Origin of the sequence: Ramlibacter sp. PS4R-6, from assembly GCF_037572775.1 — a bacterium.
GTDB lineage: Bacteria > Pseudomonadota > Gammaproteobacteria > Burkholderiales > Burkholderiaceae_C > Ramlibacter.
This window is the reverse complement of record NZ_JBBHKA010000001.1, coordinates 1,549,522-1,575,529: the sequence shown is the minus strand read 5'-3', so window position 1 is coordinate 1,575,529 and position 26,008 is coordinate 1,549,522. Positions and strand designations below refer to the sequence as shown.

26 protein-coding genes are annotated in these 26,008 nt (G+C 72.3%); 12 read left to right on the top strand and 14 right to left on the bottom strand.

Features of this window, described 5'->3' with window-relative positions; genetic code table 11:
- Positions 1 to 8: 8 nt before the first annotated feature.
- Positions 9 to 800, bottom strand: coding sequence for a sensor histidine kinase (locus WG903_RS07635; protein ID WP_340073916.1), 792 nt, complete (start codon positions 798 to 800; stop codon positions 9 to 11).
- Positions 801 to 980: 180 nt separating this feature from the next.
- Between WG903_RS07635 and WG903_RS07630 the strand changes: the two genes are divergently transcribed.
- From WG903_RS07630 to WG903_RS07585, 10 genes are all read left to right on the top strand, one after another.
- On the top strand, positions 981 to 2,075 hold the full coding sequence (locus WG903_RS07630) for an ATP-grasp domain-containing protein (RefSeq protein WP_340073914.1): 1,095 nt from the start codon (positions 981 to 983) through the stop codon (positions 2,073 to 2,075).
- Positions 2,072 to 2,998 carry a GNAT family N-acetyltransferase gene (locus WG903_RS07625; RefSeq protein ID WP_340073912.1) on the top strand — a complete coding sequence of 309 codons (927 nt, stop codon included), beginning with the start codon at positions 2,072 to 2,074 and terminating at the stop codon, positions 2,996 to 2,998. Before WG903_RS07630 ends, WG903_RS07625 begins: the two co-directional genes overlap by 4 nt.
- Before the next feature lie 232 nt (positions 2,999 to 3,230).
- Positions 3,231 to 4,625, top strand: a complete 1,395-nt coding sequence (locus WG903_RS07620; RefSeq protein WP_340073910.1) for an Ig-like domain-containing protein — start codon at positions 3,231 to 3,233, stop codon at positions 4,623 to 4,625.
- A 130-nt stretch (positions 4,626 to 4,755) separates the two neighbouring features.
- Complete coding sequence (locus WG903_RS07615) at positions 4,756 to 6,180, top strand: undecaprenyl-phosphate glucose phosphotransferase (RefSeq protein ID WP_340073908.1); 1,425 nt, start codon at positions 4,756 to 4,758, stop codon at positions 6,178 to 6,180.
- Positions 6,170 to 7,510 (top strand): lipopolysaccharide biosynthesis protein, encoded by a 1,341-nt coding sequence (locus WG903_RS07610; protein ID WP_340073906.1) that lies wholly within the window; start codon positions 6,170 to 6,172, stop codon positions 7,508 to 7,510. The genes WG903_RS07615 and WG903_RS07610 overlap by 11 nt, the downstream gene beginning before the upstream one ends.
- Positions 7,507 to 8,820: an O-antigen ligase family protein gene (locus WG903_RS07605; RefSeq protein WP_340073904.1), complete on the top strand. Its 1,314-nt coding sequence runs from the start codon at positions 7,507 to 7,509 to the stop codon at positions 8,818 to 8,820. Before WG903_RS07610 ends, WG903_RS07605 begins: the two co-directional genes overlap by 4 nt.
- Positions 8,817 to 10,118: a hypothetical protein gene (locus tag WG903_RS07600; RefSeq protein ID WP_340073902.1), complete on the top strand. Its 1,302-nt coding sequence runs from the start codon at positions 8,817 to 8,819 to the stop codon at positions 10,116 to 10,118. Before WG903_RS07605 ends, WG903_RS07600 begins: the two co-directional genes overlap by 4 nt.
- A complete protein-coding gene (locus tag WG903_RS07595; protein WP_340073900.1) occupies positions 10,115 to 11,227 on the top strand; it encodes a glycosyltransferase in 1,113 nt (370 codons plus the stop codon). Before WG903_RS07600 ends, WG903_RS07595 begins: the two co-directional genes overlap by 4 nt.
- Positions 11,224 to 12,459: a glycosyltransferase family 4 protein gene (locus tag WG903_RS07590; protein WP_340073898.1), complete on the top strand. Its 1,236-nt coding sequence runs from the start codon at positions 11,224 to 11,226 to the stop codon at positions 12,457 to 12,459. Before WG903_RS07595 ends, WG903_RS07590 begins: the two co-directional genes overlap by 4 nt.
- Positions 12,456 to 13,649: a glycosyltransferase family 4 protein gene (locus WG903_RS07585; protein ID WP_340073895.1), complete on the top strand. Its 1,194-nt coding sequence runs from the start codon at positions 12,456 to 12,458 to the stop codon at positions 13,647 to 13,649. The genes WG903_RS07590 and WG903_RS07585 overlap by 4 nt, the downstream gene beginning before the upstream one ends.
- Here WG903_RS07585 and WG903_RS07580 read toward each other — a convergent pair.
- Together WG903_RS07580 and WG903_RS07575 are read right to left on the bottom strand one after the other, a co-directional pair.
- Positions 13,646 to 14,440, bottom strand: a complete 795-nt coding sequence (locus WG903_RS07580; protein WP_340073892.1) for a CpsD/CapB family tyrosine-protein kinase — start codon at positions 14,438 to 14,440, stop codon at positions 13,646 to 13,648. The genes WG903_RS07585 and WG903_RS07580 overlap by 4 nt on opposite strands.
- A 13-nt stretch (positions 14,441 to 14,453) precedes the next feature.
- Positions 14,454 to 15,812, bottom strand: coding sequence for a GNVR domain-containing protein (locus WG903_RS07575; protein WP_340073890.1), 1,359 nt, complete (start codon positions 15,810 to 15,812; stop codon positions 14,454 to 14,456).
- A 165-nt stretch (positions 15,813 to 15,977) separates the two neighbouring features.
- Here WG903_RS07575 and WG903_RS07570 point away from each other — a divergent pair, with 165 nt between their 5' ends.
- Together WG903_RS07570 and WG903_RS07565 are read left to right on the top strand one after the other, a co-directional pair.
- Complete coding sequence (locus tag WG903_RS07570; RefSeq protein WP_340073888.1) at positions 15,978 to 16,130, top strand: hypothetical protein; 153 nt, start codon at positions 15,978 to 15,980, stop codon at positions 16,128 to 16,130.
- Positions 16,131 to 16,196: 66 nt separating this feature from the next.
- Positions 16,197 to 17,432 (top strand): NAD(P)-binding domain-containing protein, encoded by a 1,236-nt coding sequence (locus WG903_RS07565; protein WP_340073886.1) that lies wholly within the window; start codon positions 16,197 to 16,199, stop codon positions 17,430 to 17,432.
- Here the strand turns inward: WG903_RS07565 and WG903_RS07560 are convergent.
- The 11 genes from WG903_RS07560 to WG903_RS07510 all read right to left on the bottom strand — a co-directional run bounded on the left by WG903_RS07560 (position 17,377) and on the right by WG903_RS07510 (position 26,000).
- On the bottom strand, positions 17,377 to 18,534 hold the full coding sequence (locus tag WG903_RS07560; RefSeq protein WP_340073884.1) for a GNAT family N-acetyltransferase: 1,158 nt from the start codon (positions 18,532 to 18,534) through the stop codon (positions 17,377 to 17,379). The genes WG903_RS07565 and WG903_RS07560 overlap by 56 nt on opposite strands.
- A gap of 4 nt (positions 18,535 to 18,538) precedes the next feature.
- Positions 18,539 to 19,450, bottom strand: coding sequence for a type II secretion system F family protein (locus WG903_RS07555; protein ID WP_340073882.1), 912 nt, complete (start codon positions 19,448 to 19,450; stop codon positions 18,539 to 18,541).
- Between the two features lie 9 nt (positions 19,451 to 19,459).
- The gene (locus WG903_RS07550; protein WP_340073879.1) at positions 19,460 to 20,446 is read right to left on the bottom strand and encodes a type II secretion system F family protein; all 987 of its coding nucleotides are present in this window, start codon (positions 20,444 to 20,446) and stop codon (positions 19,460 to 19,462) included.
- Between the two features lie 11 nt (positions 20,447 to 20,457).
- On the bottom strand, positions 20,458 to 21,852 hold the full coding sequence (locus tag WG903_RS07545; RefSeq protein WP_340073877.1) for a CpaF family protein: 1,395 nt from the start codon (positions 21,850 to 21,852) through the stop codon (positions 20,458 to 20,460).
- Between the two features lie 2 nt (positions 21,853 to 21,854).
- Positions 21,855 to 23,006, bottom strand: a complete 1,152-nt coding sequence (locus WG903_RS07540; RefSeq protein WP_340073874.1) for an AAA family ATPase — start codon at positions 23,004 to 23,006, stop codon at positions 21,855 to 21,857.
- Between the two features lie 13 nt (positions 23,007 to 23,019).
- Positions 23,020 to 23,451, bottom strand: a complete 432-nt coding sequence (locus WG903_RS07535) for a TadE/TadG family type IV pilus assembly protein (protein WP_340073872.1) — start codon at positions 23,449 to 23,451, stop codon at positions 23,020 to 23,022.
- Positions 23,448 to 23,894 carry a TadE/TadG family type IV pilus assembly protein gene (locus tag WG903_RS07530; protein ID WP_340073870.1) on the bottom strand — a complete coding sequence of 149 codons (447 nt, stop codon included), beginning with the start codon at positions 23,892 to 23,894 and terminating at the stop codon, positions 23,448 to 23,450. Before WG903_RS07530 ends, WG903_RS07535 begins: the two co-directional genes overlap by 4 nt.
- Positions 23,891 to 25,198, bottom strand: a complete 1,308-nt coding sequence (locus WG903_RS07525; protein WP_340073868.1) for a Tad domain-containing protein — start codon at positions 25,196 to 25,198, stop codon at positions 23,891 to 23,893. Before WG903_RS07525 ends, WG903_RS07530 begins: the two co-directional genes overlap by 4 nt.
- 2 nt (positions 25,199 to 25,200) lie before the next feature.
- Complete coding sequence (locus WG903_RS07520) at positions 25,201 to 25,386, bottom strand: Flp family type IVb pilin (protein ID WP_340073866.1); 186 nt, start codon at positions 25,384 to 25,386, stop codon at positions 25,201 to 25,203.
- 40 nt (positions 25,387 to 25,426) lie between these two features.
- On the bottom strand, positions 25,427 to 25,624 hold the full coding sequence (locus WG903_RS07515; protein WP_340073863.1) for a Flp family type IVb pilin: 198 nt from the start codon (positions 25,622 to 25,624) through the stop codon (positions 25,427 to 25,429).
- 97 nt (positions 25,625 to 25,721) lie between these two features.
- Positions 25,722 to 26,000, bottom strand: a complete 279-nt coding sequence (locus WG903_RS07510) for a hypothetical protein (RefSeq protein WP_340073861.1) — start codon at positions 25,998 to 26,000, stop codon at positions 25,722 to 25,724.
- Positions 26,001 to 26,008: the final 8 nt, after the last annotated feature.

The window sequence follows — 26,008 nt, the reverse complement described above, 5'->3', positions numbered from 1 at the left end:
TCGCGCCGTCAAGCCGCTACGGGCGCTCCCGCGAGCGGCAGGGTGATGGTGAGGGTGCTGCCGCGCCCCGCGCCCTCGCTGCGGGCGTTGACCATGCCACCGTGGCATTCGACGAACTGCCGTGCCAGCGCCAGCCCGATGCCGAACCCGCCGGGCCCGGGGCCCTCGCGGCGCACGCGGTAGAAGAGCTGGAAGATGTTGGCGAGGTCGGCTTCGGCGATGCCGATGCCGCTGTCGGTGACGCAGATCGTCGCGTGCGCCTGGGTGGCGAACACCCGCACCAGGATGCGCCCGCCTTCCGGCGTGAACTTGATCGCGTTGCCCACGACGTTCTGCAGCGCCTGGCCCAGGCGCAGGCGGTCCGCGCGGACCCACAGCGGCGGCAACGGCATTTCCACGGTGATGGACTGCTGCTTGGTCTGCGCCAGCACCGACCAGGCGGCCACCACGCCCCCGACCAGGTCCTGCACGGCATGTCGCTTGAACTCCATGCGGAACTCGTCGGTCACCGCGCGCCCGATGTCCAGGAGGTCTTCGGTGAGGCCGGCGAGCTGCGCCACCTGCCGGCGCGCGATGGGGAGCATGTCCGCGGACGCGTCGTCCGCACGCGCGCGGGCGGCCAGCACGTCGATGGCGCACGACAGCGGCGCGAGCGCATTGCGGATCTCATGAGCCACCGTGGCCAGGTACACGTTGCGGCGCCGCTCGAGGTCCGCCGCGTCGCGGGCGGGCCTTGCCGTGCGTTCGGACGCCATTGCAACGACGACGGGATCGGTGTGTGCAACTTGCGGCGCATCCATTGCGGTGTCCTCGGTGGTGTGCTTGTAGGATGAATGCCACACAGCGAATCGTCGGTGCGCTGGCGCACCCACGGTCGCGCCAGGTGTCACGATGTGTGCGGCCGTGGGCGGAACCTCCCCGCGCGTGCGGGACGGCTCACCCATGTGCGCGGCCCGCCGGGCGCGCCCAATGGGGGCACGATGCCCACGACCCGCACCGCGAACGAGCGCGCCCCGGCCCTGTTGCTGGCCGATGGCGACGAACTCACGTACCGTGTGATGCGATGCGTGAACGACGCCGGCATGCGGGTGCACGTGCTGGGCACGGCGGGCAGTGCGGCGGCGCGGCTCGCGCGCTCGCGGTACTGCGCGGGCTTGCACGCGGTCCGCGCAGGCGCATGGGCTTCGGGGGAAGCCGTGCACGAAGTCAACGCGCTGGCGCACGCGCTGGGCGCGCAGATCGTGCTGGCCTCCGACCCGGCGACGACGCGTTTCGTCGTGTGGCACGGGCGCGGCATCGCGGTGCGCACGTTCCCGGTGCCGGCCGCCGCGGCGTTCGAACGCCTCGTCAACAAGGACTCGTTCGCGCAGGTGTGCGCGGCGCTCGGCCTGCCGCACCCGGCGACCACCGCCTGCGACGGCCCGCAGGAGGTCCTCGAGCTGCTGCAGACGCTGGATGCGCGGCCGGTCATGATCAAGCCCGTCGATGCCCACGCCGGCCATGGCGTGTGGAAACTGGAGCGGCGCGACGAGGCGGCGCTGCGGCGCATCCGCGCGCTGGACCACCACCCCATCGTGGTGCAGGAGTTCATCGAGGGCAGCGACGTCAACGCCTTGCTCCTTTGCAAGGCGGGCGATATCGTCGCCGCGATCGCGTACGGCCTGGACGCCGGCGAATTCCGCGTGGTCGACGAGCCGCGGCTGTGGGCCCTGCTCGCGCGCGCGGCCTCGGCGTTGCAGCTGGACGGCGCGATCGGCTTCGACATGCGCGTGGGCACCGACGGAAGGCCCTGGTTCATCGAGTGCAACCCGCGCTTCACGTACGAAGGTTCGCTGGTGGGCCTGCTCTCCGGCTACAACATCATCCGCGAGTTCCTCGTGCCCGGCACGCTCGCGCCGCGCGCGCAGGCGGCGCGCCTGCACCGCGCGCGCCTGCTGCGCCCCTGGAGCCTGCTGGACGCCGACCGTCGCCACGCGCGCTACCTGCTGTCGGACCTGCGGCACAGCTTCGCGCAGGCGTGCCGCGAGTTCTACGTGACGAAGCTGCAGCGCTCACCGGCGGGTTTTTCAGCGTGAGCGCGGTGCCCGCCGGCTGCATCTTCGACGAGGACTGGTGGCTGGACGCCGCGGCCCCGGGCGGCTGGCAGCGCGTGGAGGTGCGCTGGGACCAGGTCCTCGTCGGCTCACTGTCGTTCGCGGCGACCCGGCGCATGGGCCTGCGCTTCATCGGGCTGCCGCCGCTCACGCGCACGGCCAGCCCCTGGCTGCAGCCGCCGCCGGGCGCACCCGGCCATGCGCTCATGAAGAAGGTCAAGATCCTGGCGGCGCTGATGGCGCAGTTGCCGCCGCACGAACGCTTCGACCTCGCGCTGGGCACGAACTGCCCGAACGCCCTGCCCTTCGTCATGCTGAACTACCCGGTGGGGCACACCTACACCTTCGTCGCCGCGGCGTCGGAGGCGTCGCGCGCCGCGATGCACCAGAAGACGCGCAACGTCGTGAACAAGGCGGCGCGCGACTTCGAAGTCGTCGAGGGCGCGGACCTGTCGCGCTTCTTCGCGGTTCTGCGCTCGCAGTTCGGGGCGAAGTCGCGCGCTGACGCGGCCGACGTCCAGCGGCTGTTCGATGCGGCGCATGCGCGCGGCCAGGCCACCGTGCTGTGCGCGGAGGGCGCCGGCGGCGTCGATTCCGCCTGCGCCGTGCTGGTGTGGGACGCGCGCAGCCTGTACTTCTGGCTTTCGGCGCGCAACCCCGAGTGCGCGAGCACCGGCGCGCTCAGCCTGCTGATCGCGCACGCGGCGAGCCTGGCGCACGGGCGCGGCCTGGACTTCGACACCGACGGGTTCGGCACGCACCGCTCCGGCGCCTTCCTGTCCAAGTTCGGCTTCACGCCCGCGGTGCGTCCCTACGTGAGCCACGGCACGGGGCTGTGGAAGCTGTCGCACCTCGTGTCCAGCGCGCTGCGCGGCGAGCGTGACGACCGCCACTACCGCTACTGAGATTTCACCGCAGGCCCGGTGCAACGCCGGGTAACTTGCTCAGCAGTAACGCGCGCCGACCCGCCTCAAGCCCCCGGCCCGCCGTCACTTGCGCCCCGCGCGGGGGTAACAGCTCATCCATTCCGTTACCTCTTCAGGAGGGGTAGCTCATCCGTCGCTCCTACGATCCGTGCTCATCCATGGCCGGGCCCCCGCCATGGCCCACCTTGCATTTCGAAGGACAGCGATGAGCTTGGAGACAAGAATCCTGGGCCTGGCGATCGTGGCGGCAACGCTCGCGACCCCGGCACGGGCGATCGACATCGGCGTCAACACGCACCGCGGCGGCACCGCAGCCACCAACGACCAGGTCGCCGCCGTCATGAAGCAGCGCAACCTGAAGACCTCGCGCATGGACCTCATCGGCGGCCAGGACCAGAGCGCATTCCGCGACCAGGTGCAGAAGATCCGCGCCAACGGCGGCACCGTCGAAGTGGCGCTGCAAATCTCCTACCAGTGGGACAACAGCTGCAACCCGAACCTCGCCGGCGTCGAGCAGGACGCGTACAACCAGGCCGCGGCGGCCGTGAACGGCGTGAAGGACATCGTGCACGACTTCGAGCTGCTGAACGAGACGCAGCTGCGCCCCGAGATCATGCGCGAGGTGCCGTGGAACAGCGCGGGCACCGCCACGGCGCCGTACCAGGGCAAGCCTTGCGTGGCGACGCTCACCGCCGTGCTGCGCGGCATGTCGCGCGCCATCCGCGACATCCGCGCGAGTTCCGGCGTGCCCCTGCGCACCATCCTCGGCGAGGTCGGCCGGGACTTCGGCTTCCTCGCCTTCATGCAACAGAACGGCGTGCTGTTCGACGTGGTGGGCTGGCACGTGTACCCGCATGCCAACACGGCGAGCATGCTCACCGACCCGTGGTTCGGCACCGGCGGCCCGCTCGCGCAGCTGGCGAAATTCGGCAAGCCGGTGCACGTCAACGAATTCAACTGCGGCGAGATCTACGACGCGGGCTACGAGAACAGCGCCGGCGCGCCGGTGACGGAGGCGTGCCTGAAGGCCTTCGCGAAGCACCTGAAGGACCTGCGCGCGCAGACCATCGCCAACATCGAATCGGTTCATGTGTACGAACTGCTCGACGAACCCACCAAGGCGGCGCCCGAGAACCGCTTCGGGCTCATGTACAACCTGTCGACGCCCAAGCTCCACCTGGCCCTCGCGTCCGCCTTCGCCGGCGGCGCGCTGTCGGCCGCCGAGCGCCTGGCCATCACCAGCCGCGGCCTGCTCACCGATGCCGAGATCACGGCGATGCAGCAGACCGTGGCCAGCGCGCCGCCGCCGCCCACGGCACCCGTCGACACGCAGGCGCCGCTGGTGGGAATGACGGGGCCGGCAGCGGGCAGCGTGTTCGCGCCGGGCGCCACGATCTGGGCGTCGGCCGTCGCGTCCGACAACGCCGGGGTCAAGCAGGTGCGCTTCACGGTGAACGGCTCCAGCTGCGTGGCGACGAGCCCGCCGTTCAACTGCCAGCTGACCTTGCCGAACCGCAAGCACTGGTCGGGGAACGTGCAGGCCCAGGCCACGGACGCGGCAGGCAACGTGGCGTCCGACACGGTGCGCATCTCGACGACGCGCTGACGCAAGCGACGCGGGCGCACTGTTCGCTGGCGAACAGAAGGGGACTGCGCCCGCCTTAGCACTTCCCTCCCCCGCGGCAGGGATGTTTTGACCATCCCGCGCGCCGCCCGCACCCCTAGAGTGGGTCGGGATGGAACGCGGCACGCTCAGGATCCACACGCACGGCCCGCTGTCGGAGCCGGCCAGTTCACGGCTGCCCTGGCCGTGGTCGCTGCTCAAGTCCGCGCTCGATCCCGCCGCGGTGGTGGCCGCCTACGTCGCGGCGCTGCAGGCGTGGGGCGCGGCATTGACGCAGAGCGACGTGGTGGTGCTGCTTGCGGCGACCTTCCTGCTGTTCCCCTCGGAAATCCCGCTGCGCCGGCTGTCGGCGCGCGTGCTGGGCATGCTGGTGTCGTCCTGGCTGCGCATCGCGCTGGCCGCGGGCACCGTGTGGGCCGCCAGCGCCGCGTTCGCGCTGCCGTGGCAGCTGGACGCCCGCGTCACGCTCACATGGCTCGTCGCCGCCCCGGCCGCGATGCTGCTGCTGCACGCCGCGTCGCCGTGGCTGGCGCGCCGGGTGCGGCCCGCCTACCCGCTGCGCAAGGTCGTGGTTGTCGGGGTGAACGACATCGGCCTGCGCATCGCGCATGCGATCGGCCGCCAGGAAGCGGCGGGCCAGGACTTCGTCGGCTTCTTCGACGACCGCAACGCCGCGCGCCTCGCGCTGCATGCGGCCGCGCCCGTCATCGGGTCGCTGCAGGACGTGGGCGACTACGTCAAGCGGCACGGCATCGGCGCCATCTACATCTCGCTGCCGATGGCCAGCCACCCGCGCGTGCTCGGCCTGCTCGGCGCGCTGCGCGACACGACCGCCTCGATCCACTTCGTGCCCGACATCTCGGTGGCCGACCTGATCCAGGGATCGGTCACCACGCTCGGCGGCGTGCCGGTGCTCTCCGTGTGCGAAACGCCGATCAGCGGCGCACCGGGCGCGATGAAGCGCGCGCTCGACCTGCTGCTGGTCGTCGGCTCGCTGCCCGTGGTGTTGCCGCTGTTGGCCGTGATCGCGCTGGCCGTGCGCGCCTCCTCGCCCGGCCCGGCGTTCTTCCGCCAGCCGCGCTACGGCCTGGACGGCAAGGAGATCGTGGTGCTGAAGTTCCGCACGATGACCGGCTCCGACGACGGCCGCGGCGCGTTCGCGCAGGTGACCCGCGACGACGTGCGCGTGACCGCCGTCGGCGCGGTGCTGCGGCGCACGTCGCTCGACGAGCTGCCCCAGCTGATCAACGTGCTGCTCGGCACGATGAGCCTGGTCGGGCCGCGGCCCCACGCGCTGTCGGTGAACGAACAGTTCCGCAAGCTCATTCCCGGCTACATGGTGCGCCATAAGGTGCGGCCGGGCATCACCGGCTGGGCGCAGGTCAACGGCTGCCGCGGCGGCGACGACCTGCCCGCGATGCGCCGCCGCACCGAATACGACCTGGCCTACCTGCGCTCGTGGAGCGTCGCGCTGGACCTGCTGATCATCGTGCGCACGGTCAGGCTGCTGGTGTTCGGCGACAAGCATGCGTTCTGACGCCGTGCATCCCGCGCTGCCGCGCCGCGCACCCGGCGTCACGTGGCCCTGGCTGCGCGCGCAATGGCGGCGCCAGGCGCGCAACCCGCTGGCGCGCCGCTCCGCGTTCGTCATGGGCAGCCAGTTCTCGATCGCCCTGCTGCAGGCCCTGCAATTCTTCCTGCTGGCGCGCGCGCTCGGCCCCGCCGAGTTCGGGCATGTGGCCAGCGTGGTCGCCATCGTCTCCGTGCTGGTGCCGTTCTCGGGGCTGGGCCTGGGCAACATGGCGGTGCTGCGCATCGCGCGCGGCCAGGCGAGCGCCGCCACCAGCCTGGGCAACGCGCTGGCGATGACGACGGGCACGGCCGTGATCGGCGTCGCCCTCGCCGTCGCCATCGGCGCTGGCTTCCTGCGCGAGCCGGGGACGTGGCTGCTGATGCTGCTGGTCGGCGTGTCCGACATCCTGCTCACCAAGTACATCGACGTCGCGGCGCACGTGTTCTACGGGCTGGACCGGCACCGCTTCCCGGTGCTGTTCTACAACCTGCACATGGCCGCGCGCGTGCTGTGCGCCGCCGCGCTCTGGGCGGGGCTCACGCCGCCGACGGCTCTCGCGTGGGCGGGGCTGCACCTCGCCTCGGGCGTGGTGGCCGCCACCGCCGTGCTCGCGACGGCCATCGCGATGCTCGGCCGCCCGCGCACCGCGCTGGCCAGCGCCATCGCCGATGCGCGCAGCGGCTTCTTCTTCTCGGTGTCGATCGCCTCGCGCAGCGTGCAGTTCGACATCGACAAGTCGGTGCTGGCCCGCAGCGCGTCCACCGCCACGGCCGGCGTGTACACGGCCGCGTTCCGCATCGTCTTCATGGCCTGCATGCCGGTCTTCGCGCTGATGGTGGCCGTGCAGGCGCGCATGTTCCGCAAGGGGCACGAAGCGGGCCTGCCCGGCACGCTGCGCGCGGTGCGGCCGCTCGTCATGGCCGCGGCCGCCTATTGCGTGGTGCTGGGCGTGGCGCTGTACGCCGGCGCGCCGGCGGTGCCGTGGCTGCTGGGCGAGTCCTACCACGGCTCGGTCGAGATCATGCGCTGGATGTGCCTGCTGCCCGTCTTCTTCACGACGCACACCATCGCCGCCGCGGCGCTGGCGGGCGCCGACGCGCAGCAGCCGCTCGGGCTCGTGCACGCCCTCACGGCGGGCGTCGCGCTGGTGCTCAACCTGCAGCTCGTGCCCGGATTCGGCTGGGCCGGCGCCGTGATGGCCGCCTACGGGTCGCACGCCTTCCTGCTGGCCGGCATGCTGGTGCTCATCGTCGTGCGGTTGCGCAAGCCGGTGCCGCAGGCGGTGGCGCCATGACGGCGATCGCGCACCACGCGAACGTCGCGGGACGCCCTGCGCGCGCCGCGCCCGTGCCGGCCGGGCGCACGGCCGAGTCCGTGCTGTGCGTCCTGCTCGCGGCCTACCTGCTGTCGCTCGCCGTCGAAGGCCCGCTGCGCTACGTGCTGGCCACGGCCGGCCTGCCCGACGCGCTGTACCTGCGCGACGCGATTCCCGTCGGCTCGCTGGCCTTCCTGTTCATCCGCTCGCTGCTGCACGGCAAGCTGGAGCTGGCGATCGCCATTCCCGCGGCGGTGCTCGCGCTGCACGCCGCCTACGCCGCCGTGGTGGGCGTCGGGCTCTTCCCGATCGCGTTCGGCCTGAAGATCTTCATGTTCATCCCCTACGGCATCGCGATGTGGCCGCTGGTGCGCCGGCGCTGGCGCGCGGCGCTCGGCTTCATGTGCGTGGTGTTCGCGGTGACGCTCGCTGGCGTGTGCCTGAACTTCGCCGTGGGCACGCTGCCCTGGGAAGGCCTGGAGTACCGCACGTCGTTCGGGCCGGTCTCCACCACCCGCACGTGGTGGATTCCCGGCGGCATCTCGCGCCTGCCGGGGTTCACGCGCACGTCGTTCAACGCCGCGATGATCCTGGGCATCTCGGGCCTGCTCGCCATGCTGTGCTTCCGCCGCATGTGGGCCCAGTCCGCGATCGCCGTGGCCGCGTTCGCCGGCATCGTCCTCACCACCAGCAAGGGCATGGTGCTGGCGTTTCCCGTCGCTGCCGCCTGGGTCGTCCTGCAGTCCTTCCGCCCCGGCTCCGGCGTGCTCCTGGTCCGCACCCTGTGCGTGGTGACGCTCGTGCTGCCCCTGGTCATCGTGTTCGGCGATGCGTCCGCAGCCATCGCGGCCGATTCCTTTCCCCCGCTGCTGATGTCGGTGTGGGAGCGCTTCACCATGATGTGGCCAGAGGCCTTCGCGCTGCTGCCGCAAGGCCCCGCAGCGGTGCTGGGCGCGGGGCCGGGCAGCATCGGCACGCCGCAGGTCTACGGCGACGCACCGCATCTTTTCAACGCGGCGGACAACATCGCCGTGTTCATGCTGGTCAGCCTGGGCGTCCCGGGCGTGGCGTATTACGCGTTGCCTGCCGTCGGCATGCGACGGCTCGCGCTCGCCGAGCGCCCGGAGATCGCACGCGCGGCCGCGGCGATGCTCGTCATCGCCTACGGCTACGGCATGTCGATCAGCATGGTCGAAGAAAGCTTCTTCTGCGTCGTCTTCGGCATGTGCTTCGGCGCCGTGCTCTGCGCGTTCGCGGCGCGCCCGCGCGCCGGCGGGGGGCAGGCATGAGTTGGCGCTGCTTCGCGCACCTCGCATGCGCCGCGGCCCTGGCGGCAACCGGGCTTGCCGCGGGCGCCGCACCCCTCGTGCTCGGGGTGCAGACCCACGTGGGCTACATGCCCGCCCGCACCGACGCAGCCGCGTTCCGCGCGTGGATGCAGCGCTCGCGGTTCGGCTCGGCGCGCGACGAGATGTTCTGGTGGGACGTGGAAACCTCGGGCACGCTGGAGCTGCAGCGCGGCGCGCTGAATTCCACCCGCGTGTGGCAGTCGATGCCGCCGCCTTTCGCCGCGCTGCTCACGCTCGACTTCGGCCACCCGGGCTACGACGGCGGCGGCCAGCCGCAGTCGCCGCGCGCGCGCGCCGCGTTCGCGCGCTATGCCGCCTTTGCCGTCGCCCGCGCGCAGCCGCAGGTGCAGTGGGCCGAGGTGTGGAACGAATGGAACCTCAAGTCCGGCGCGCGCGCCGAAGGCGGCAGCAACGGCGGTGCGCGCGACTACGTCGCGCTCGCCGCCGCGACGTATGCGGAACTCAAGGCCGCCCATCCCGGCGTGCAGGTGCTGGCCGGTTCGGCCGGCGACGACATCCCCGGCTGGCCGTGGATGCGCGAGGCCCTCGCGCACGGCCTGCTGTCGCACGCCGACGGCGTCGCCCTGCACCTGTACAACCACTGCACGGGCGCGGCGGCGGGATCGGACGAACTGGCCACGCGCCTGGACGCGATGCGTGCCCTGATGTCCGCCGCCGGCAAGGCGCAGATGCCCGTCTTCGTCACCGAGGTCGGCTGGCCCACGCACAAGGGCGCGTGCGAAACGGCGGAACCGGCAGCGGCGCTGCACGCGCTGCGCTTCCTGCTCGAGGCGAGCGTGCGGCCCTGGGTCGCCGGCGTGTGGTTCTACGAATTGCAGGACGGCGGCGACGACGCGGCCAACCCCGAGCACCATTTCGGCCTGCTGCGCCGCGACGGCACGGAAAAGCCGGCCGGTTGCGTGCTGCGCGAACTCGGGGCGCTCGTCGCGCAACGTCCGGTGGCGCACGCGGCCGCGGGGGCACTGGCCACGGCGTCGTTCCGCATCGGGTCGACCGACCGCTGGCTGCTCTGGCCGCGCGGCCGGCAGGGCGCGAACGTGCAGCTCGACGCGGCGGGCGAAGGCGCGCGCTTCTCACCCGTCGCCGTTTGCGGCCTGCCCTCGCGCATCGACGCCGACGCGTCCGGGCGCAGCGCCACCTTGCGCATCGCCGCGAACGGCGTGCAGGTGATCGACGTGCCCGCGGGCACGCGCGTGACGATGAGGCAGCTGCCATGAACGCCCACATCCCGCACCCGGGCCTGAAGGTGCTGCACGTCGCGCAGACCGCGCAGGGCGGCGTGGGCAGCTACCTCGAGGAGATCATGCCCGCGCAGGCGGCCCTCTACGGCGCGGATTGCGTGCGCGCGGTGCTGCCCGCCGAACACGCCGCCGCGTTTCCCGGCCTGCTGCCGAAGTGGCTGGAAACCTTTCCGGCCGGCGCTGGGCGCGCGGCCGGCACGCTGCGCATGGCGTTCGTCGCGCTGCGCGCGGTGCGCCGCTGGCGGCCGCAGGTCGTGCACCTGCATTCCACCTTCGCCGGTGCGGCGCTGCGGCCGCTGCTGTGGCTGTGGGGCGGCGCGCCGGCGGTCATTTACTGCGCGCACGGGTGGGCATTCGAGCGGCGCGGCGCGCCCGCGCACCTGCGCGTGTTCCGCTGGCTCGAGCGCGGCCTGTCGCGCCTGTGCCGGCAGGTGGTCTGCGTCTCGCGCATGGACTACGACCGCGGCCGCCAGGCCGGCATCCGCGGCGCGAAGATGACCGTCGTGCGCAACGGCATCGTCGACCGCGCGCCCGCCGTGGCGCGGCGCGTCTCGCCGTGGCCCGGGCCCGGCCTGAAGGTGCTGTTCGTCGGCCGGCTCGATCCGCAAAAGGGCGTCGACGTGCTGCTGGCCGCGATGCGCGAACTCGGCGGGCGCGCCAGCGCGCTCATCGTCGGCTGCGCCGTCGCGGAAGGCGACGCGCCGCTCGACCTGCCGGCCAACGTCGCGGCGATGGGCTGGCTGGCGCGCGAGGACATCGAATCGCTCTACGCGGGCGCCGACGTGCTCGCGATGCCCTCGCGCTGGGAAGGCCTGCCGATGGTCGCGCTGGAAGCCATGCGCGCCGGCCTCACCGTGGTGGCCGCGCGCGTCGGCGGCATCCCCGAGGCCGTCGAGCACGGCGTGACGGGCCTGCTGGTCGACCCGGATTCGCCGACGCAGCTGGCCGCGGCCCTGGCGAGCCTCGACGAGCATTCGCGCCGGCGCCTGGGCGCACATGGGCGGCGCCGCTACGAGGAGCGCTTCCAGGTCGCGCGCGTCGTCGGCGAACTCGACACGCTGTACCGCGCGCAGGCGGCGCCATGAACGTCGTGCTCGTGAACGATTCGGCCCGCATCGACGGCGGCGTGGCGCGCGTCGCCCTCTCCAGCGCCGCCGTGCTGGCGCAGCGCGGCCACGACGTGACGCTGCTGGCCGCCGGCGACGACGAAGCGGGGGATGCGCAGCGCGGCTTCCGCGCGGTCTTCACCGGGCAGCGCGAGATCGCGGACGACCCGAACCGCCTGCAGGCCGCGGTGCAAGGCATCTGGAACGCGCGGGCGCGGCGCGCACTGCACGCGATCCTCGCGCCGCTGGACCCGGCCGACACCGTGGTGCACCTGCACGGCTGGAGCCACGCGCTGTCGGCCAGCGTCGCGGCCGAGGCCGCGCGCATGCGCTTTCCGGCCGTGGCGACGCTGCACGACTACTTCGCCGCCTGCCCCAACGGCGGCTTCTTCAACCACCGCACGCTGCGGCACTGCCCGCTGGAGCCGATGGGCGCGCGCTGCATGGCCACGCATTGCGATTCGCGCGGCTACCCGCACAAGGTGTGGCGTGTGGTGCGCCAGGCCGTCCAGCTGCGCTCGGGCTTCCCCGCCTGCACGCGGCACTTCATCACCGTCAGCCGCTACAGCGCGCGCATCCTGCGGCCCTACCTGCCCGCCGGCGCCGTGGTGCACGCGGTGCGCAACCCCGTGGAAGCCGAGCGCCGCGCGCCGGCCGACGTCGGCGCGCACGACACCTTCCTCTTCGTGGGCCGGCTGTCGCCCGAAAAAGGCGCGCTGCTGTTCGCGCGCGCCGCCGCGGGCCTGGGCGTGCCGGCCACCATCGTCGGCGACGGCGTGTTGCGCGCCGAGGTAGCGCACGCCTGCCCCGCCGCGCGCATGACCGGCTGGCTCGCATCGCCAGCGATCACCGCGGAAATGCGCAGGGCCCGGGCGCTGGTGCTGCCTTCGCTGTGGCACGAAACGCAAGGCCTCGTCGTCGCGGAAGCCGCCGCCGAAGGCGTGCCCGCCATCGTGCCGCGGGAAAGCGCCGCCGCCGAATTCGTCGCCGACGGCATCACGGGCCTGCATTTCACGTCGGGCGACGAGGCCGACCTGCGCGCGAAGATGGCGCTGCTGCGCACGGATGCGGGCCTCGCGGCGCGCCTGGGCAAGGCGGCGTCCGGGCAGTTCTGGAGCGACCCGCCCACGCCCGGGCGCCACGCCGACCACCTCGAGGCCGTGTACCGCCGCGTCATCGGCGACGCGGCGCGGCGGCGGGCCCCGCCATGAAGGCCCTGGTGGTGAGCGCGCTGTACCCGCCGCGCCAGGTCGGCGGCGCGGAGAAGATCGCGCAGGTCGTCACCGAGGGCCTGGCGGCGGCCGGCCACGACTGCGTGGTGCTCACGACGATGCCGGGCTGGGGCGCGCAGCGCTCGCGCGTCAACGGCATCGACGTGCACTCGATCGGCCTGCGAAACCTGTACTGGCCCCACGAGCGCCGCGACCGCATGTTCCCCGCCAAGCCGCTGTGGCACGCGCTGGAGCGCTACAACCCGCTGATGGGCAGGCAGGTCGCGCGCATCCTCGACAGCGAACGCCCGGACGTCGTGCACACGCACAGCCTCACGGGTTTCTCGTGCGCGGCCTGGCACGAAGTCAAGGCCCGCGGCATCCCGCTGGTGCACACGCTGCACGACTACTCGCTGATGTGCCCGAGGACGTCGATGTTCCAGGATGGCCGCAACTGCGACGGCCAGTGCCGCACCTGCGCGGCCTTCACCGGTCCCGCGCGGCGCATCTCCGCGCGCGTCGACGCCGTCGTCGGCGTGAGCCGCTTCACGCTGGAGCGCCACCTCGCCAGCGGCTACTTCGGCGCCACGGCCCGGCGCGAAGTGATCCTCAACGCCATCGCCGCGCCGCGCGCGGCGGTGGCGCGCGACGAACGCACCGCGCGGCCGCTGCGCCTGGGCTACGTGGGGCAGCTGGTGCCGGCCAAGGGCGTGCGCGTGCTGGTCGAGCAAATGCGCGCGTGGTCGCCCCAGCAGTGCCGGCTGGTGGTGGCGGGCAGCGGTGCGCGTGACTACGAAGACCTGCTGCGCGAGGGCGTCGGGCCCAACGTGCGCATGCTGGGCTTCGTCGACCCGCGGCAGGTGTACGAGTCGATCGACGTGCTGGTCGTGCCCTCACTGTGGGAAGAGCCGCTGGGCATGATCGTGCTGGAGGCCTACATGCAGGGCGTGCCGGTGATCGCCGCGCACCGCGGCGGCCTGCCCGAGATCGTCGACCACGGCGTGACGGGGCTGCTCTACGAGCCGGGGCAGCCGCAAGCGTTGCACGATGCGATCGACGGCCTCGTGCGCCACCGCGGGCGGCTGGATGCGTTGCGCGCGGGCGCGCTGGCCAAGGCCTCGGCGTTCCTGGGCACGCGCATGCAGGCGCAGTACGCGGCCCTCGTGGCCACGGTTGCAACCGCCGCCTAGCGGTCGTTCAGCACGACGCCGGCGATGGCGGCGGGGCTGCGGCCCAGCTGCTCCAGCAGCTTGCGCAACGGCGCGACGCGCGTGTGGCCGCTGCGGCCGACGACCAGCACGCGGCCGGCCTGCACCGCCAGCACGCGCGCGTCCGGCCCGCCGGCGTTCGCGGGCGTGTCGACGATCACGTGGTCGAAGCGCGCCAGCGCGTCTTCGAGCAGCAGGCGCATGCGCGGCCCCTGCAGCAGCTGCAGCGGGTCGTGCGCGCTGCGGCCGGCCGCCAGCAGGTGCAGGCCGGCGATGCCCGCGACCGCCTGCACCGCGTCGGATTCCGGCACCTGGCCGCAGAGCACCTCGGCGAGCCCCGGGCCCATGGGCATCTGCAGCAGCTCGTGCTGCGACGGGCGGCGCAGGTCGGCGTCGATGACGAGCACCGCGCCGCCCAGCTCGCTGAAGCTCACCGCCAGGTTCGCCGCGATGTAGCTCTTGCCGTCGCCCTCGTCCTGGCTCACCACGGCGAGCGCCCCCGGCCGCTGCGACACGAGGGCGGACTGGACCAGCTCCGTGCGCAGCGAACGGAACTCCTCGGCCTGGTCGGAGAACGGCAGCGCCAGCGCGACGAGGTCGTGGTGGATGGCCGCACGTGCGTTCACGTACGGCGCGAGCGGATAGTGCGAAGGCTCCGGGCGATCGCGTTCGCGCGTGGCGAGCGCGCGGCCCGCGCTCACGTCGCGCACGCGCCGCCGCTCGACGAACGGCGTCGCCGGCTCGGGCGGGTCGAAGGCGTGCGGGTGCTTCATGGCGCGTGGGCCCTCATGCATGGGAAAGGCGTGGCGCAGGCGCGGCCAGCCGCGCGCGGGACAGCACGCCGAGCAGCGGGCGGTCCAGCAGCTGCATCACGTCGTCGGGCAGGCGCAGGCGGCGATCGCGAGCCTCGCGCCAGAACGCCGCCGCGATGCCGGCGATGAGGCCGACGACGAGCGCCGCCACCAGGTTGACGATGGGGCGCGGGAACGACGGCTTTGCCGGCACCGACGCGGCGCGGACGATGGAGGCGGAGCCGCGCGCGGCGCTGCTGTCCCAGCCCGACTCGTTCATGCGCAGGATGGCGCCGTCGTACGCGCGGCGCGCGAGGTCGACGCCGCGTTGCAGCCTTGCGGCTTCGTCGCGCGCGGACTTGCCGCCCAGCACCTTCGCGCGCTGCGCGTCCATCGCGGCCTGGATCGACTTCACGCGCTCGGCGGCGATGCGGCTTTCGGCCGCCGCGCTCGACGAGGCCCGCCGCGTCGCGCCGCCCACGCGCGAGCGCCAGGTGTCGACGATCTTCTGCTGCTCGATGAGCCGCGGGTGCGCGCTGCCCATGCCGGGGCGTAACTCCTCCAGCCGCGCTTCCTGGCGCACCAGCTCCGCGCTCATCATGGTGACCAGCGGGTCCTTGAGCACTTCGTCGGTCGCGCCGCGGCCCGAGCCGGCCTGGCGCTCTCGGCCCGTGGCGGTGGCCGCGGCCATCTGCGCCACCACGTACTGGGCGTTGAGTTCGGCGAGCCGGATGTTGTCGGCGTCGAGCTTGTCGTCGGTGGTGGTGATGCCATGCTCGCGCTGGTAGGCCGCGAGCTGCGCTTCCGCGGTGGTGACCGCGTCCTGCAGCTGGCGCGTGCCGGGCTCGAACGACGCGGATGTCTGCGCCACGCCTTCCTCGCGGATCTGCGTCGACGTGCCGAGGTAGGCCTGCACGAAGGCGTTGGCGGTGGCCGCCGCGCGCGCGGGATCGGCCGCCGAATACGCCACGGTGAGGATGTTCGATTCGCGCGCGGGCCGCACGTCCAGCCGCCGCAGCAGCTGCTCGCCGGCCCACGATTCGAAGTCGCCGCGCCCGCCGGTGTCTTCCTGCCAGCGCGCCTTCATCGCGGGATCGGCCTGCAGGCCCAGGAGCCGCAACGCGGCGACGGACACGCGCTCGCTGCGAACGAGGTCCGCCTCGTTGGCCACGTGGTTGGCCATCGCGGGCACGGCCGCCGACGTGCGCGCCTGCACCAGCACCTGGGCACGTGCCGTGTACTGCGCGGGCATGAACAGTGTCGCGGCGGCCGCGAGGCCGACGATGCCGGACAGCACCACGACGAAGGTCGTGAACCGGCCGGCGAGGACGGCCTGGAACCGGGCCCATGTCATCGATAAGACTCCCTGTGTCGATCGGGACACTCTAGGGCGGGGCTTGTCCCGCTGTCCATGGCCGAATCGTCCCGGGAGCCCGCCGGGCGCGCCTTCGTCGCTCGGCAGCAGGGAAACACTTTGTGCGCACGCGCACGCACCGCCGTGCGCGTGCAGACTGCGCCGATGAAACACAGCAAGGCACTGCCTTTCGGCCCGCCGGTCGGTAAATGGACGCACGAGCACTGGACGGGCGCGGTGGTCGTCTTCGCGCTCGCGGCGGGCATCGCGCTGCAGTTCTGGCCGGGATGGGACCGCCTGCACGGCTGGCTGCAGTGAACCCCTCCTAGCGATTTGGGGACGGTTCACCCATGGGTCACCGGCGCGGCGGCCCTAGATTCGGGCATGGCAAGCGTCGCAATCATCGGGGCGGGGCCCTACGGCCTTTCACTGGCGGCGCATCTGCGCGCGGCGGGCGTGGACTGCCGCATCTTCGGCAGGCCCATGGCGACCTGGCGCGACCGCATGCCCGCGGGCATGCTGCTGAAGTCCGACGGCTGCGCGAGCAACCTGTACGAGCCCGGCGGCTTCACGCTGCGCAGGTACTGCGCGCGGCACGGCATCGCGTACGACGACCGCCAGCTGCCCGTGCCCCTGCAGGCCTTCGTCGACTACGCCCTCGCGTTCCAGAAGGAGTTCGTTCCCGATCTCGACACACGCGAGATCGTGCGCCTGGAACGCGCGGCGGGCGGCGGCTTCGTCCTGCATCCCTCGCGCGGCCAGCCGGTCACCGCCGACAAGGTCGTCGTGGCCGTCGGCGTCAGCCACTTCCAGCACGTCCCGCCGCTCTTCGCGGCATTGCCCCGCGAGGCGCTCACGCACAGCTCCGAGCACACCGGCTTCGCGCCGTTCGCGGGCCGCGACGTGCTCGTGGTCGGCGGCGGCGCGTCGGCGCTGGACACGGCGGCGGCGCTGCACCGCGCCGGCAGCCGCGTCGTGCTCATGTCGCGCCGCAAGTTCATCGACTACATCACGCCGCCCCAGCCGGAGCTCACGCTGCTCGACCGCATCGCCCGGCCGCCCACCGACCTCGGCCCGGGCTGGCGCCACCTCTTCTGCACGGAAATGCCGCTCGCGTTCCACTTCCTGCCGGCGCGCCTGCGGCGCGAGATCGTGCGGCGGCATCTCGGCCCGCAACCGGGCTGGTCCATCCGCGCGGAAACGGAAGGCCACTTTCCCTTCGTCCTGGGCGCGACGCCCGTCGGTGCCCGCATGAACGACGGCCGGGTGAGCGTGACGGCGGCGATGGCCGACGGCAGCTCGCGCACGCTGGCGTGCGACCACGTGATCGCGGCGACCGGCTACAAGGTGGACCTGCGGCGCATTCCCTTTCTCGGGCCCGAGCTGCTCGCCGGCATCCGGGCCAACGACCACGTCCCGCGCCTGTCGCTGCACTTCGAGAGTTCGCTGGGGGGCCTTTACTTCACGGGGCTGGCGGCGGCGGAGAGCTTCGGCCCCGTGCTGCGCTTCGCGTGCGGCGCGAAGTTCGCCGCGCCGCACCTGTCGCGCCACCTGGCGCGCGAGCTCAGGGTGCGGGACGCTGCAGAGCCGGCGCCGACCACCGGCGGACCACGTTCCTGAGCCGGGCGCGCGCCTGCGGCGACAGCCGCGCGGCGAGGCCGCGGCGCACGCGCGTCGCCATCACGAACGCCCGGCCGCGCGCGGAAACCGCGACGACCCAGGTCGACGTCTGCTCCACGTGGTTGCCCCAGAAGGCCTTGAACCGCTGATCGCCCATGCGGAAGTCGCAGTCCATCCGGCGTTCCCAGGCCCACTGCAGCACGCGCTCGCGCAGCAGCTGCGCCGGGCTCAGGCGCGCATGCTCCGGCGCGCTGGCGCACATGAACCATTCCATGCGCGCGCCGTCCAGGCTGCACAGCAGCGTGGCGACGATGGCTTCGCGCAGGCGCAGCACGAACACCAGGCGCTCGCCCTTCGCGCCGAAGGCCGACAGGCTGGCGGCGAGGAACTCGCGGTGCCCCGGCGGCGCGATCCATTCGTTCTCGCGCCCGGTGTCTTCCAGCCATGCGAGTTTCTGCGCGAGCGACCAGTCGATGGCCGCGGTGGCTTCCAGCGGGTCGCGCAGGATGTCCAGGCGCACCGGCCCGGCCTCCTCGAACCGGCGCTTCTTGCGGCCGAGTTCGCGCCTTTCGTGCGAGTCCAGTGAAGCCGCGTAGTCGTCCCAGCTGGCGATGCCCTGCCAGCGCACGGACACGGCGGCGAGCGAACCCATCGCGATGCTGCGCACCGGCGATGGCTGCGTCGCGAGCAGCTGGCCCAGCAAGGCCGCCGAGCGCACGTTGGGCAGCTCAAGGCGATCGCACAGGCACGACTGCGCGATCAGGCGCACCGCCGCGGCCACGCGCTGGCGCGCCAGCGGCCCGTCCTCGACGAGCACGTCGGCGTACTCGCTGGTCTCCGAGTCGAGCGGCCTGGCGATCGCCGCGCCCGCGCCGTCGCGCAAGGTGGCCAGGGGCCACACCAGCACCAGGCGCCCGTCGTGCCAGGCGGCCACGCACGCCAGGCCGCGCCCGCGCGGGCGGGCCACGGTGTCCCAGCACAGCCGGGCCCACGCGAACGTCTGCCCCAGGAAGTGGCCGGGGCTGCGCGCGCACAGCGCGTCCCACGGTGCGCGCAGCGCCAGGAACGATTCGGGTGCGGTGACCAGTTCGTAGCGGTCCACGGCGTCAGCGCGAGCCGTCGAGCATCGGCATGATGGTGCGGATCACCTGGATCACCGCCGGGCCCATGATGACCATGATGATCGAGGGAAAGATGAACACCACCAGCGGGAACAGCATCTTGGTGGGCACTTTCGCGGCGAGTTCCTCCGCGCGCACCTGACGGCGGTAGCGCAGGTCGTCCGAGAAGACGCGCAGCGAGTCGCCGATGCTCGCGCCGAAACGGTCGGCCTGCGTCAGCATCGACGCGAACGTCCGCACCTCCTCCAGCCCCGTGCGCAGCGCCAGGTTGCGCAGGGCCTGCTCGCGCGTGGCGCCGGCGCGCATCTCCAGGTTGGTCAGGTGCAGCTCGTCGGCCAGCGCGCTGCTCTTGCGGCGCACTTCCTCGGCGACTTTCGTCAGCGCGGAATCGAGCCCCAAGCCGGCCTCCATGCACACGAGCATCAGGTCCGCCGCGTCGGGGAAGCTCTCGAAGATCTCGCGCTTGCGCCGGCGCACCAGCCACCCCAGCACCAGGTTGGGCAGGTACACGCCCACCAGCGCGGCCAGCAGCACGTAGAGCGCCATCGACAGGCCCCACACCGGCTGCGCGGCCCGCAGCGCCACGAAGGCGAAGCCGGCCATTGCGAGCGGCAGAACGGTCTTGGCGCCGTAGTACAGCAGCCGCGCCTCGGGCTGGCGGATGCCGGCGTTGATGAAGCGCAGCCGCAGCGGCGAGGTGTCCCAGTCGCCTTCGGGCGTCGACAGCCGCGCGAGCGGCGCAGCCATGCGCACCACCGTCTGCGTCCAGCTCGCGTCGCGCGGCAGCGCGTGCGTGGCGGCCAGGCGCTGCTCGGTGCGCGAGGGCGTGAGCCACAGCACGCCGGCGGCCAGCGTGCAGGTGACGGCGAGGAAGACGAGGACCGCGATGACGACCATGGGGGACTCCTAGACGCGGATGCGGACGATCTTGACGAGCACGACGATGCCGACGGCCATGAGCACCAGCAGGTACTGCGTGATCGTGATGCCGATGGGGTCGCGCCACATCACGTTCATGAACGCCGGGTTGAAGATGTTCATGAGCGCAGCGAGCGCGAAGGGCAGCAGGCCCAGCACCCACGCCGACAGGCGGCCCTCGGAGGACAGCACGCGGATGCGGGCGTAGAGCTTGAGCCGCTCGCGCACCAGCCGGCCCAGGTTGCCCAGGATCTCGGTGAGGTTGCCGCCGGACTCGCGCTGCACCAGCACGGCGACGACGAAGTAGCGCAGGTCGGTGAGTGGCACGCGCTCGGCCAGGTGCGTGAACGCGCGCTCGAGCGACACGCCGAAGTTCACCTCGTCGTGGACCATGCGGAATTCGCCGGCGGTGGGCTGCGGCATCTCCTCGGACGCCATCTTCATCGCGGCGGAGAAGGAGTGCCCGGCGCGCAGCGCGCGCGTGAGCAGGTCCAGCGCGTCGGGCAGCTGGCGCTGCAGCGTGCGCAGGCGGCGCTGCCGCCGCCACGACACGAAGAGGAAAGGCGCGGCGGCCGCCACCGCGGCCGCGGTGAGGGCCGGCAGCCAGCCGATGCCCAGCTGCGACCGCACCGCCAGCCAGGCGATGGCCGCCAGCGCCGCCATCGACAGCACCAGCTTGCCCACGGTCCAGTCCAGGCCCGACTGGCGGATGTAGCGGTCCACCGCATGCATCGCGCCGAAGCGCCCCAGCACCCGCTGCACCGCGGGCACGTCGCTGAGCATGCGCTCGCGCAGCAGCTGCGTCTGCAGCGCGCGCTCGCGCGTGCCGCCCAGCACCGCCAGCCGGCCCTGCAGCTTGACGGCATGCGCGCCGTAGCGCGCCGTCCAGAACAGGTAGCCCGATTCGAAGAACAGCAGCAGCGCGACGAAGACGAGCACCGCGAGCACGAGGAAGGAATTGCCGGCGAGGTTCATGGCGGCGGCTTTCAGTGGTGGCGTCGCAGCGGGTCGAACATGCCGTCCGGCAGCGCGATGCCGAAGGACTGCAGGCGCGCGGCGAAGCGCGGGCGCACGCCGCTCGCCTCGAAGTGGCCCTCGACCGCGCCGTCTCGCCCCACGCCCGTCTGGCGAAACGCGAAGATCTCCTGCATGGTGATGATCTCGCCTTCCATGCCGGTGATCTCCTGGATGCTGGTCACCTTGCGCCGGCCGTCGATCAGGCGCAGCACCTGCACGACGACGCCGATGGCCGAGGCGATCTGCTGGCGCGCCGCGCGGTGCGGCAGGTTCAGGTTGGCCATGCCGATCATGTTCTCCATGCGCGACAGCGCATCGCGCGGCGTGTTCGCGTGGATCGTCGTCAGCGAGCCTTCGTGGCCCGTGTTCATCGCCTGCAGCATGTCGAAGGCCTCGCCGCCGCGCACCTCGCCGATCACGATGCGGTCGGGTCGCATGCGCAGCGCGTTGCGCACCAGCGCGCGCTGCGTCACCTCGCCCGCGCCTTCCAGGTTCGGCGGCCGCGTCTCCATGCGGATCACGTGCGGCTGCTGCATCTGCAGCTCGGCCGCGTCCTCGATGGTCACCACCCGCTCGTCCACGGGGATGCAGCCGGACAGGATGTTGAGCAGCGTCGTCTTGCCGGCGCCGGTGCCGCCGGAGATGACCATGTTCACCTTGGCGCGCACCAGGGCCTCGAGCATCGCGGCCATCTCGGGGGTGAGCGTCTTGAGGTCGCCGGTGAGGTTGGCCATCTGCAGCGGCACGTGCGCGAAACGGCGGATGGACATCATGGGACCGTCGATCGCGACGGGCGGGATCACGGCGTTGACGCGCGAGCCGTCGGGCAGGCGCGCGTCCACCATCGGGCTCGACTCGTCGATGCGCCGGCCCACCAGCGACACGATCTTGTCGATGATGCGCAGCAGGTGGCGCTCGTCGGTGAAGGTCACCTCGGTCCTCTCCAGGCGGCCGCGCCGCTCCACGTAGATCCGGTTCCACGCGTTGACCAGGATGTCCGAGACCGACGGGTCCGCCATCAGGAGCTCCAGCGGGCCGAAGCCGAGCATCTCGTGCTGGATGTCGCGGATCAGCGAGCCGCGTTCGCTGTCGTTGATGGCGGCGGAGGCGTCGTCGTCGAGCAGCTTGCCGACCAGCGCCGCGATCTCGCGGCGCAACTGTTCCGGCGCCAGGGCCTCGAGCGCTGCGAGGTCCACCTTCTCCAGCAATTCCAGGTGCAGGCGCGTCTTCAGCCGGCGGTACGCATCGCCGCTCACAGTGGGGCCGGGTTTCACGGCGCCCGCCGGGCCGGCGCCACGCAGCTTGTCGGCGAAGGAGACACCAGCCGCATCGCGGCCGGCGGGAACGAGCACGGGGGTCGGCATCTTCAGGCCTTTCGAAAGAGGCGGTCCATCAGGCCGCGCGCCGGCGGCGCACGGGGCAGGAGGCTGGCGGCAAGGCCCGCGAGTTCGCGCGCCACGGCGCCGCCGCGCGCCGACACCGCCAGCGCGCTGCCGTGGTTGATCGCGCTGCTGACCTCGCGGTACGAATTGGGAACGGTGAGCATGTGCGGGGCGCCCAGCGACCGGGTGACCTGCTCCAGGCTGATCTCGGCCGAGCGCTCGTAGCGGTTGAGCACGACGCTCGACTTGGCCGGCGGGTAGCCGAGCGAGCGGAACACCTGCAGCAGGCGCGCCGCGTTGCGCACGTGGGGCAGCGACGACTGCATGACGACGTACACGTGGTCGGCGCGGTCCAGCCCGCGCGTGGCGACCGGGTCGACCACGCGCGGCAGGTCCAGCAGCACGAAGTCGTACTGGGTCACGGCCACGTCGAGGATCGCATCGACGTGTTCGGGCCGCACGTCCAGGGCCTGCGCCATGTCGTCGGGTGCCGCCAGCACGCTCAGCCCCGGCGCGACCTTGGTGGCGCTGGACGCGAGCAGCGAGGCGTCGAGCCTTGCGATGTCGCGCGCGACGTCGGCCAGCGTGACCGCGGCGCGCGCATCGCCCAGGAACGACAGCGCGTCGCCGAACTGCAGGTTCAGGTCGACGAGCAGCACCGAGCGGGTTTCCGCGAGCTGCCACGCGAGGTTGGCGGCGAGGAAGGTCGAGCCGCTGCCGCCCTTGGAGGCAATGAAGGCCAGCACCCGGCCCGCCGCGGCGCCGTGCGTGCCGGTGATGCGCGCCGCGAGGCGGTCGACCGCGGCCAGCAGCGCCTCGGCCGGTGGCGGCGAAGGCAGCACCTCGCGCACGCCGGCGCGCATCGAGGCGATGAGGAACTCGGGCGTGTGCGATGCGCACAGCAGCATGACGCGCAGCGCCGGATGCAGCGCGGTAACCTGCTCGACCAGCGCCAGCTCGCCGGGGTCGCAGCACATGCCGTCCACGATCATCAGGTCGGGCCGCTCGTCGTCGGCGATGGCGCGCATGCGGCTCTTGCCGCCTTCGGCCGGCACGACGGTGTGCCCCGCGGGCTGCAGGAGCGCCGCGATGTCCTGCAGGTGCCGCGCGTTGGGCGAGAGGATGGCGATCTTCATGGCGTGGCGGCTTTCAGGAACACGCGGTCGCGCTGTTGGGGTCCTGGCGCATGCGCTCGCGCGGCAGGGAGGTCGAGAACGCGGGCATCGCGACCGCGGCGCGCGCCGCAACGCCCGCGACCGGCGAGATCCACTGGTAGTTCAGCCCGGTGACGGCCACCGTGACGCCTTCGCAGGTAGACGGCACGCAGCCGGCGGGCGCCCAGGTGACGCTGGCCGACGTGATCTGCGGCAGCAGCAGCTGCATGCGCGAGAGCACGGCCGCCGACTGCGTGGTGTCGTCGCACACGACGGCGTAGCGCGCGCCCGCGCGGGTCGCCTCAGCCGCCGCGTTCCAGGTGAACAGCATGCGCCCGAGGTCGGTCACCGCCAGCAGGAAGGTGAGGAACAGCAGCAGGCCCAGCGCGAATTCCACCGTCGTCGCGCCTCGTTCACGGTGCTTCATGCGGGACTCCTCATGGTGGCGGAGATGTCCGAGTAGGGCACCGTGCCGAACGGCAGCCCGAACACGGACGGCCACATGGACTGGAACGAATAGCCGGTGATGGTCACGCGCACGATGCTGATCGGCGGGTTGGTACCCACCTGCGCGGCGGGCCACGCCGCCGAGACCATCGTCGTGGCCAGGCCCGGCGCCAGCGGGACGCTGCCGCTGCCCGTCGTCCCGTACACGACCAGGTTGCGCGCCTCCGCCATGTGCGTGCCGGGCGTCTGCATCGTGAGGTAGCGCGCGGCATCGCGCACCGACTTCGCGAGCAGGTTGTACTGGTAGATCGCGCGCCCGAATTCGGCCACGAGCATGGCCATCACCAGCAGGAACGGGATGACCAGCGCGAGCTCGACCAGCGCGACGCCGCGCTGGCTGCGAAGGCGGGCGCGCGTGTTCATCGCACGAGCACCGGCACGAGCGGGCCCGCGGTCCCGCCGGGCAGGCCGTTGGCCGAGCATGGGCTGCCCACGGCGGCGGCGTTGCCGATGAATTCCAGCTTGACGTCGTTGGGCAGGCCGGGCGTGAGCGGCTGCAGCATCAGCATGCAGGCGTAGTCGGCGACCGATCCGGGGTAGCTGCGCGTCACCGGCACGAGCACGATTCGGCGGTTGGTGCCCCAGCGCTGGTGGCCGGTGGCGGAGGCCGTGCCGCCTTCGATCAGGTCCTTGAAGCTGTTCAGGGCGATGCCGGTGAGCGCCGCGCAGTTGGCGACCGACTGGTTGCTGACCGTGGTGCTGACGACGCAGTTGGCGCGGTTGGCGCGCATCGTCTGGAAATTCGCCGCGTTGGCCGGCGCCGCGGGCGGCCGGTTGCCGCCCCAGGCATTGCTCTGCGACGGCCATGTGGAGGCGGTGTAGATGTAGCCGCTGCGGTCCGGCTGCATGTTGGCGTCGTACGGGTGCTGGTTGTTCTTGTAGATGCCGAAGCGCCAGTTCCAGTTGTCGACGATGCTGCTCTGCACGCCGGGCGTGCCGAGGTTGGTGCCGATGGTCACGCCGCAGTAGCCGTTCATCTCGGCGGTCGTGTTCGACGCGCTGTTGGTGCCGTCCAGGTTGGCCCAGCCGGCGTAGCCCGGCGAGCCGGTGTCGGTCTTGGTCAGCAGCGTGACCCATTCGCCGGGCGCGTAGCCGAAGTTCGGCGCGGCGGCGCCCGCCGTCTTGGGCCGCAGCGCGATCGGCAGCGGGCAGGTGCTCTGCGCGCTGCCCCTGGTTGCGACGGCCAGCGCGTTCACGTTGCGGGTGTTCACGGCCAGCGCGGCGTTGCCGCCGAATGCGCCCAGCGCCTGCAGCAGCCACGTGGGCGAGCCCGTGTGCGTGTGCTGGCATTGCGAGTAGCGGGCCGCCGCCGGGGCGGCCGTCACGTTGTAGGTGGCGTCGCGGAAGGTGATGCCGGAGGCCGCGTCGAGCAGCCCCAGGCCCCGCCACACGGCCGACTGGAAATCGACGCGGTTCGCGTCGGCGGCGCTCTTGCCCGCGTTGCGTGCGCGCACGAGCGCGTCGCCCTGGCCGTCGAGCTCCTGCGCCGCGGCCAGCGCGCAGCCGTCCATCGCCGTCTGCAGCTCGGTGCGGATCACGAACAGCCGGCCGAAATCGAGCGCGGCGCCCATGAAGCCCAGGAGCAGCAGCGTGACGAGCGCGGCGGTCACGAGCATCGCGCCGCCCTGGCGGCGGCGCGAGCCTCGGCGTGCAGGACGGGTGGCCATGGTCAGGTGCACACGGGCCCCATGAGGCAGTTGGCCACCCGCGTGATGAAGCTGCCGAACTGCCCGCTGACGAACACGGGCTGCAGGGCCAGCACCAGCGCGATCGAGACGACGCCGATGATCAGCGCGTACTCGACCACTTGCGCGCCGTCGTCCTCGCGCAGGAAGGCGGCGGCGGCTGTGGACATGCGGTCGTTCGGCATGGTGGTGTCGGCGCCGCCGTTTGCGTCACGTGCAGGTGGGTGTCGTCAGGCAGTTCACGACGCGCGTGATGAACTGCGTGAAGCCGCCGCCGTTGGCGGTCAGCGCCTGCAGCGCGACGACCAGCGCGATCGAGACGACCGCGATGATCAGCGCGTACTCGACGACTTGCGCGCCGTCGTCCTCGCGCACGAAGGCGCGCAGGGTGTTCAGGATCTGGTTCATGGTGTTACCTCTTTGGAAAAAGTTGGGGGAAAGGAAATGGGGTCGGGGTGCGCTCCGGGTCAGTCCATGGCACGGCCCTCCTTCCGGCTCGGCGGGTTCACTGGCCGCCCTTGGCCGCGCCGCCGATGTTGATCACGTTCACCACGGGCGGCGGCGCCCGGAAGCTTTCCTGGTAGCGCTCCTGCGCCTCGTGCGCGGCGCGCCCGTCCATGCCGGCGACCGCGTCGCCCGTGGCCGCTGCGGGGTTGAGCGTCATGCGGGCCCGCGCCTCGCGCACGGCGCTGCCGAAGCGCAGGTCGTAGTTGGGCGTGGCGGTCTTGGTGGCCGCGCAGCCCGCGAGGGCGCAGCACAGCGTGGCGATGGCGATGCGGTTCATGGCGTGGC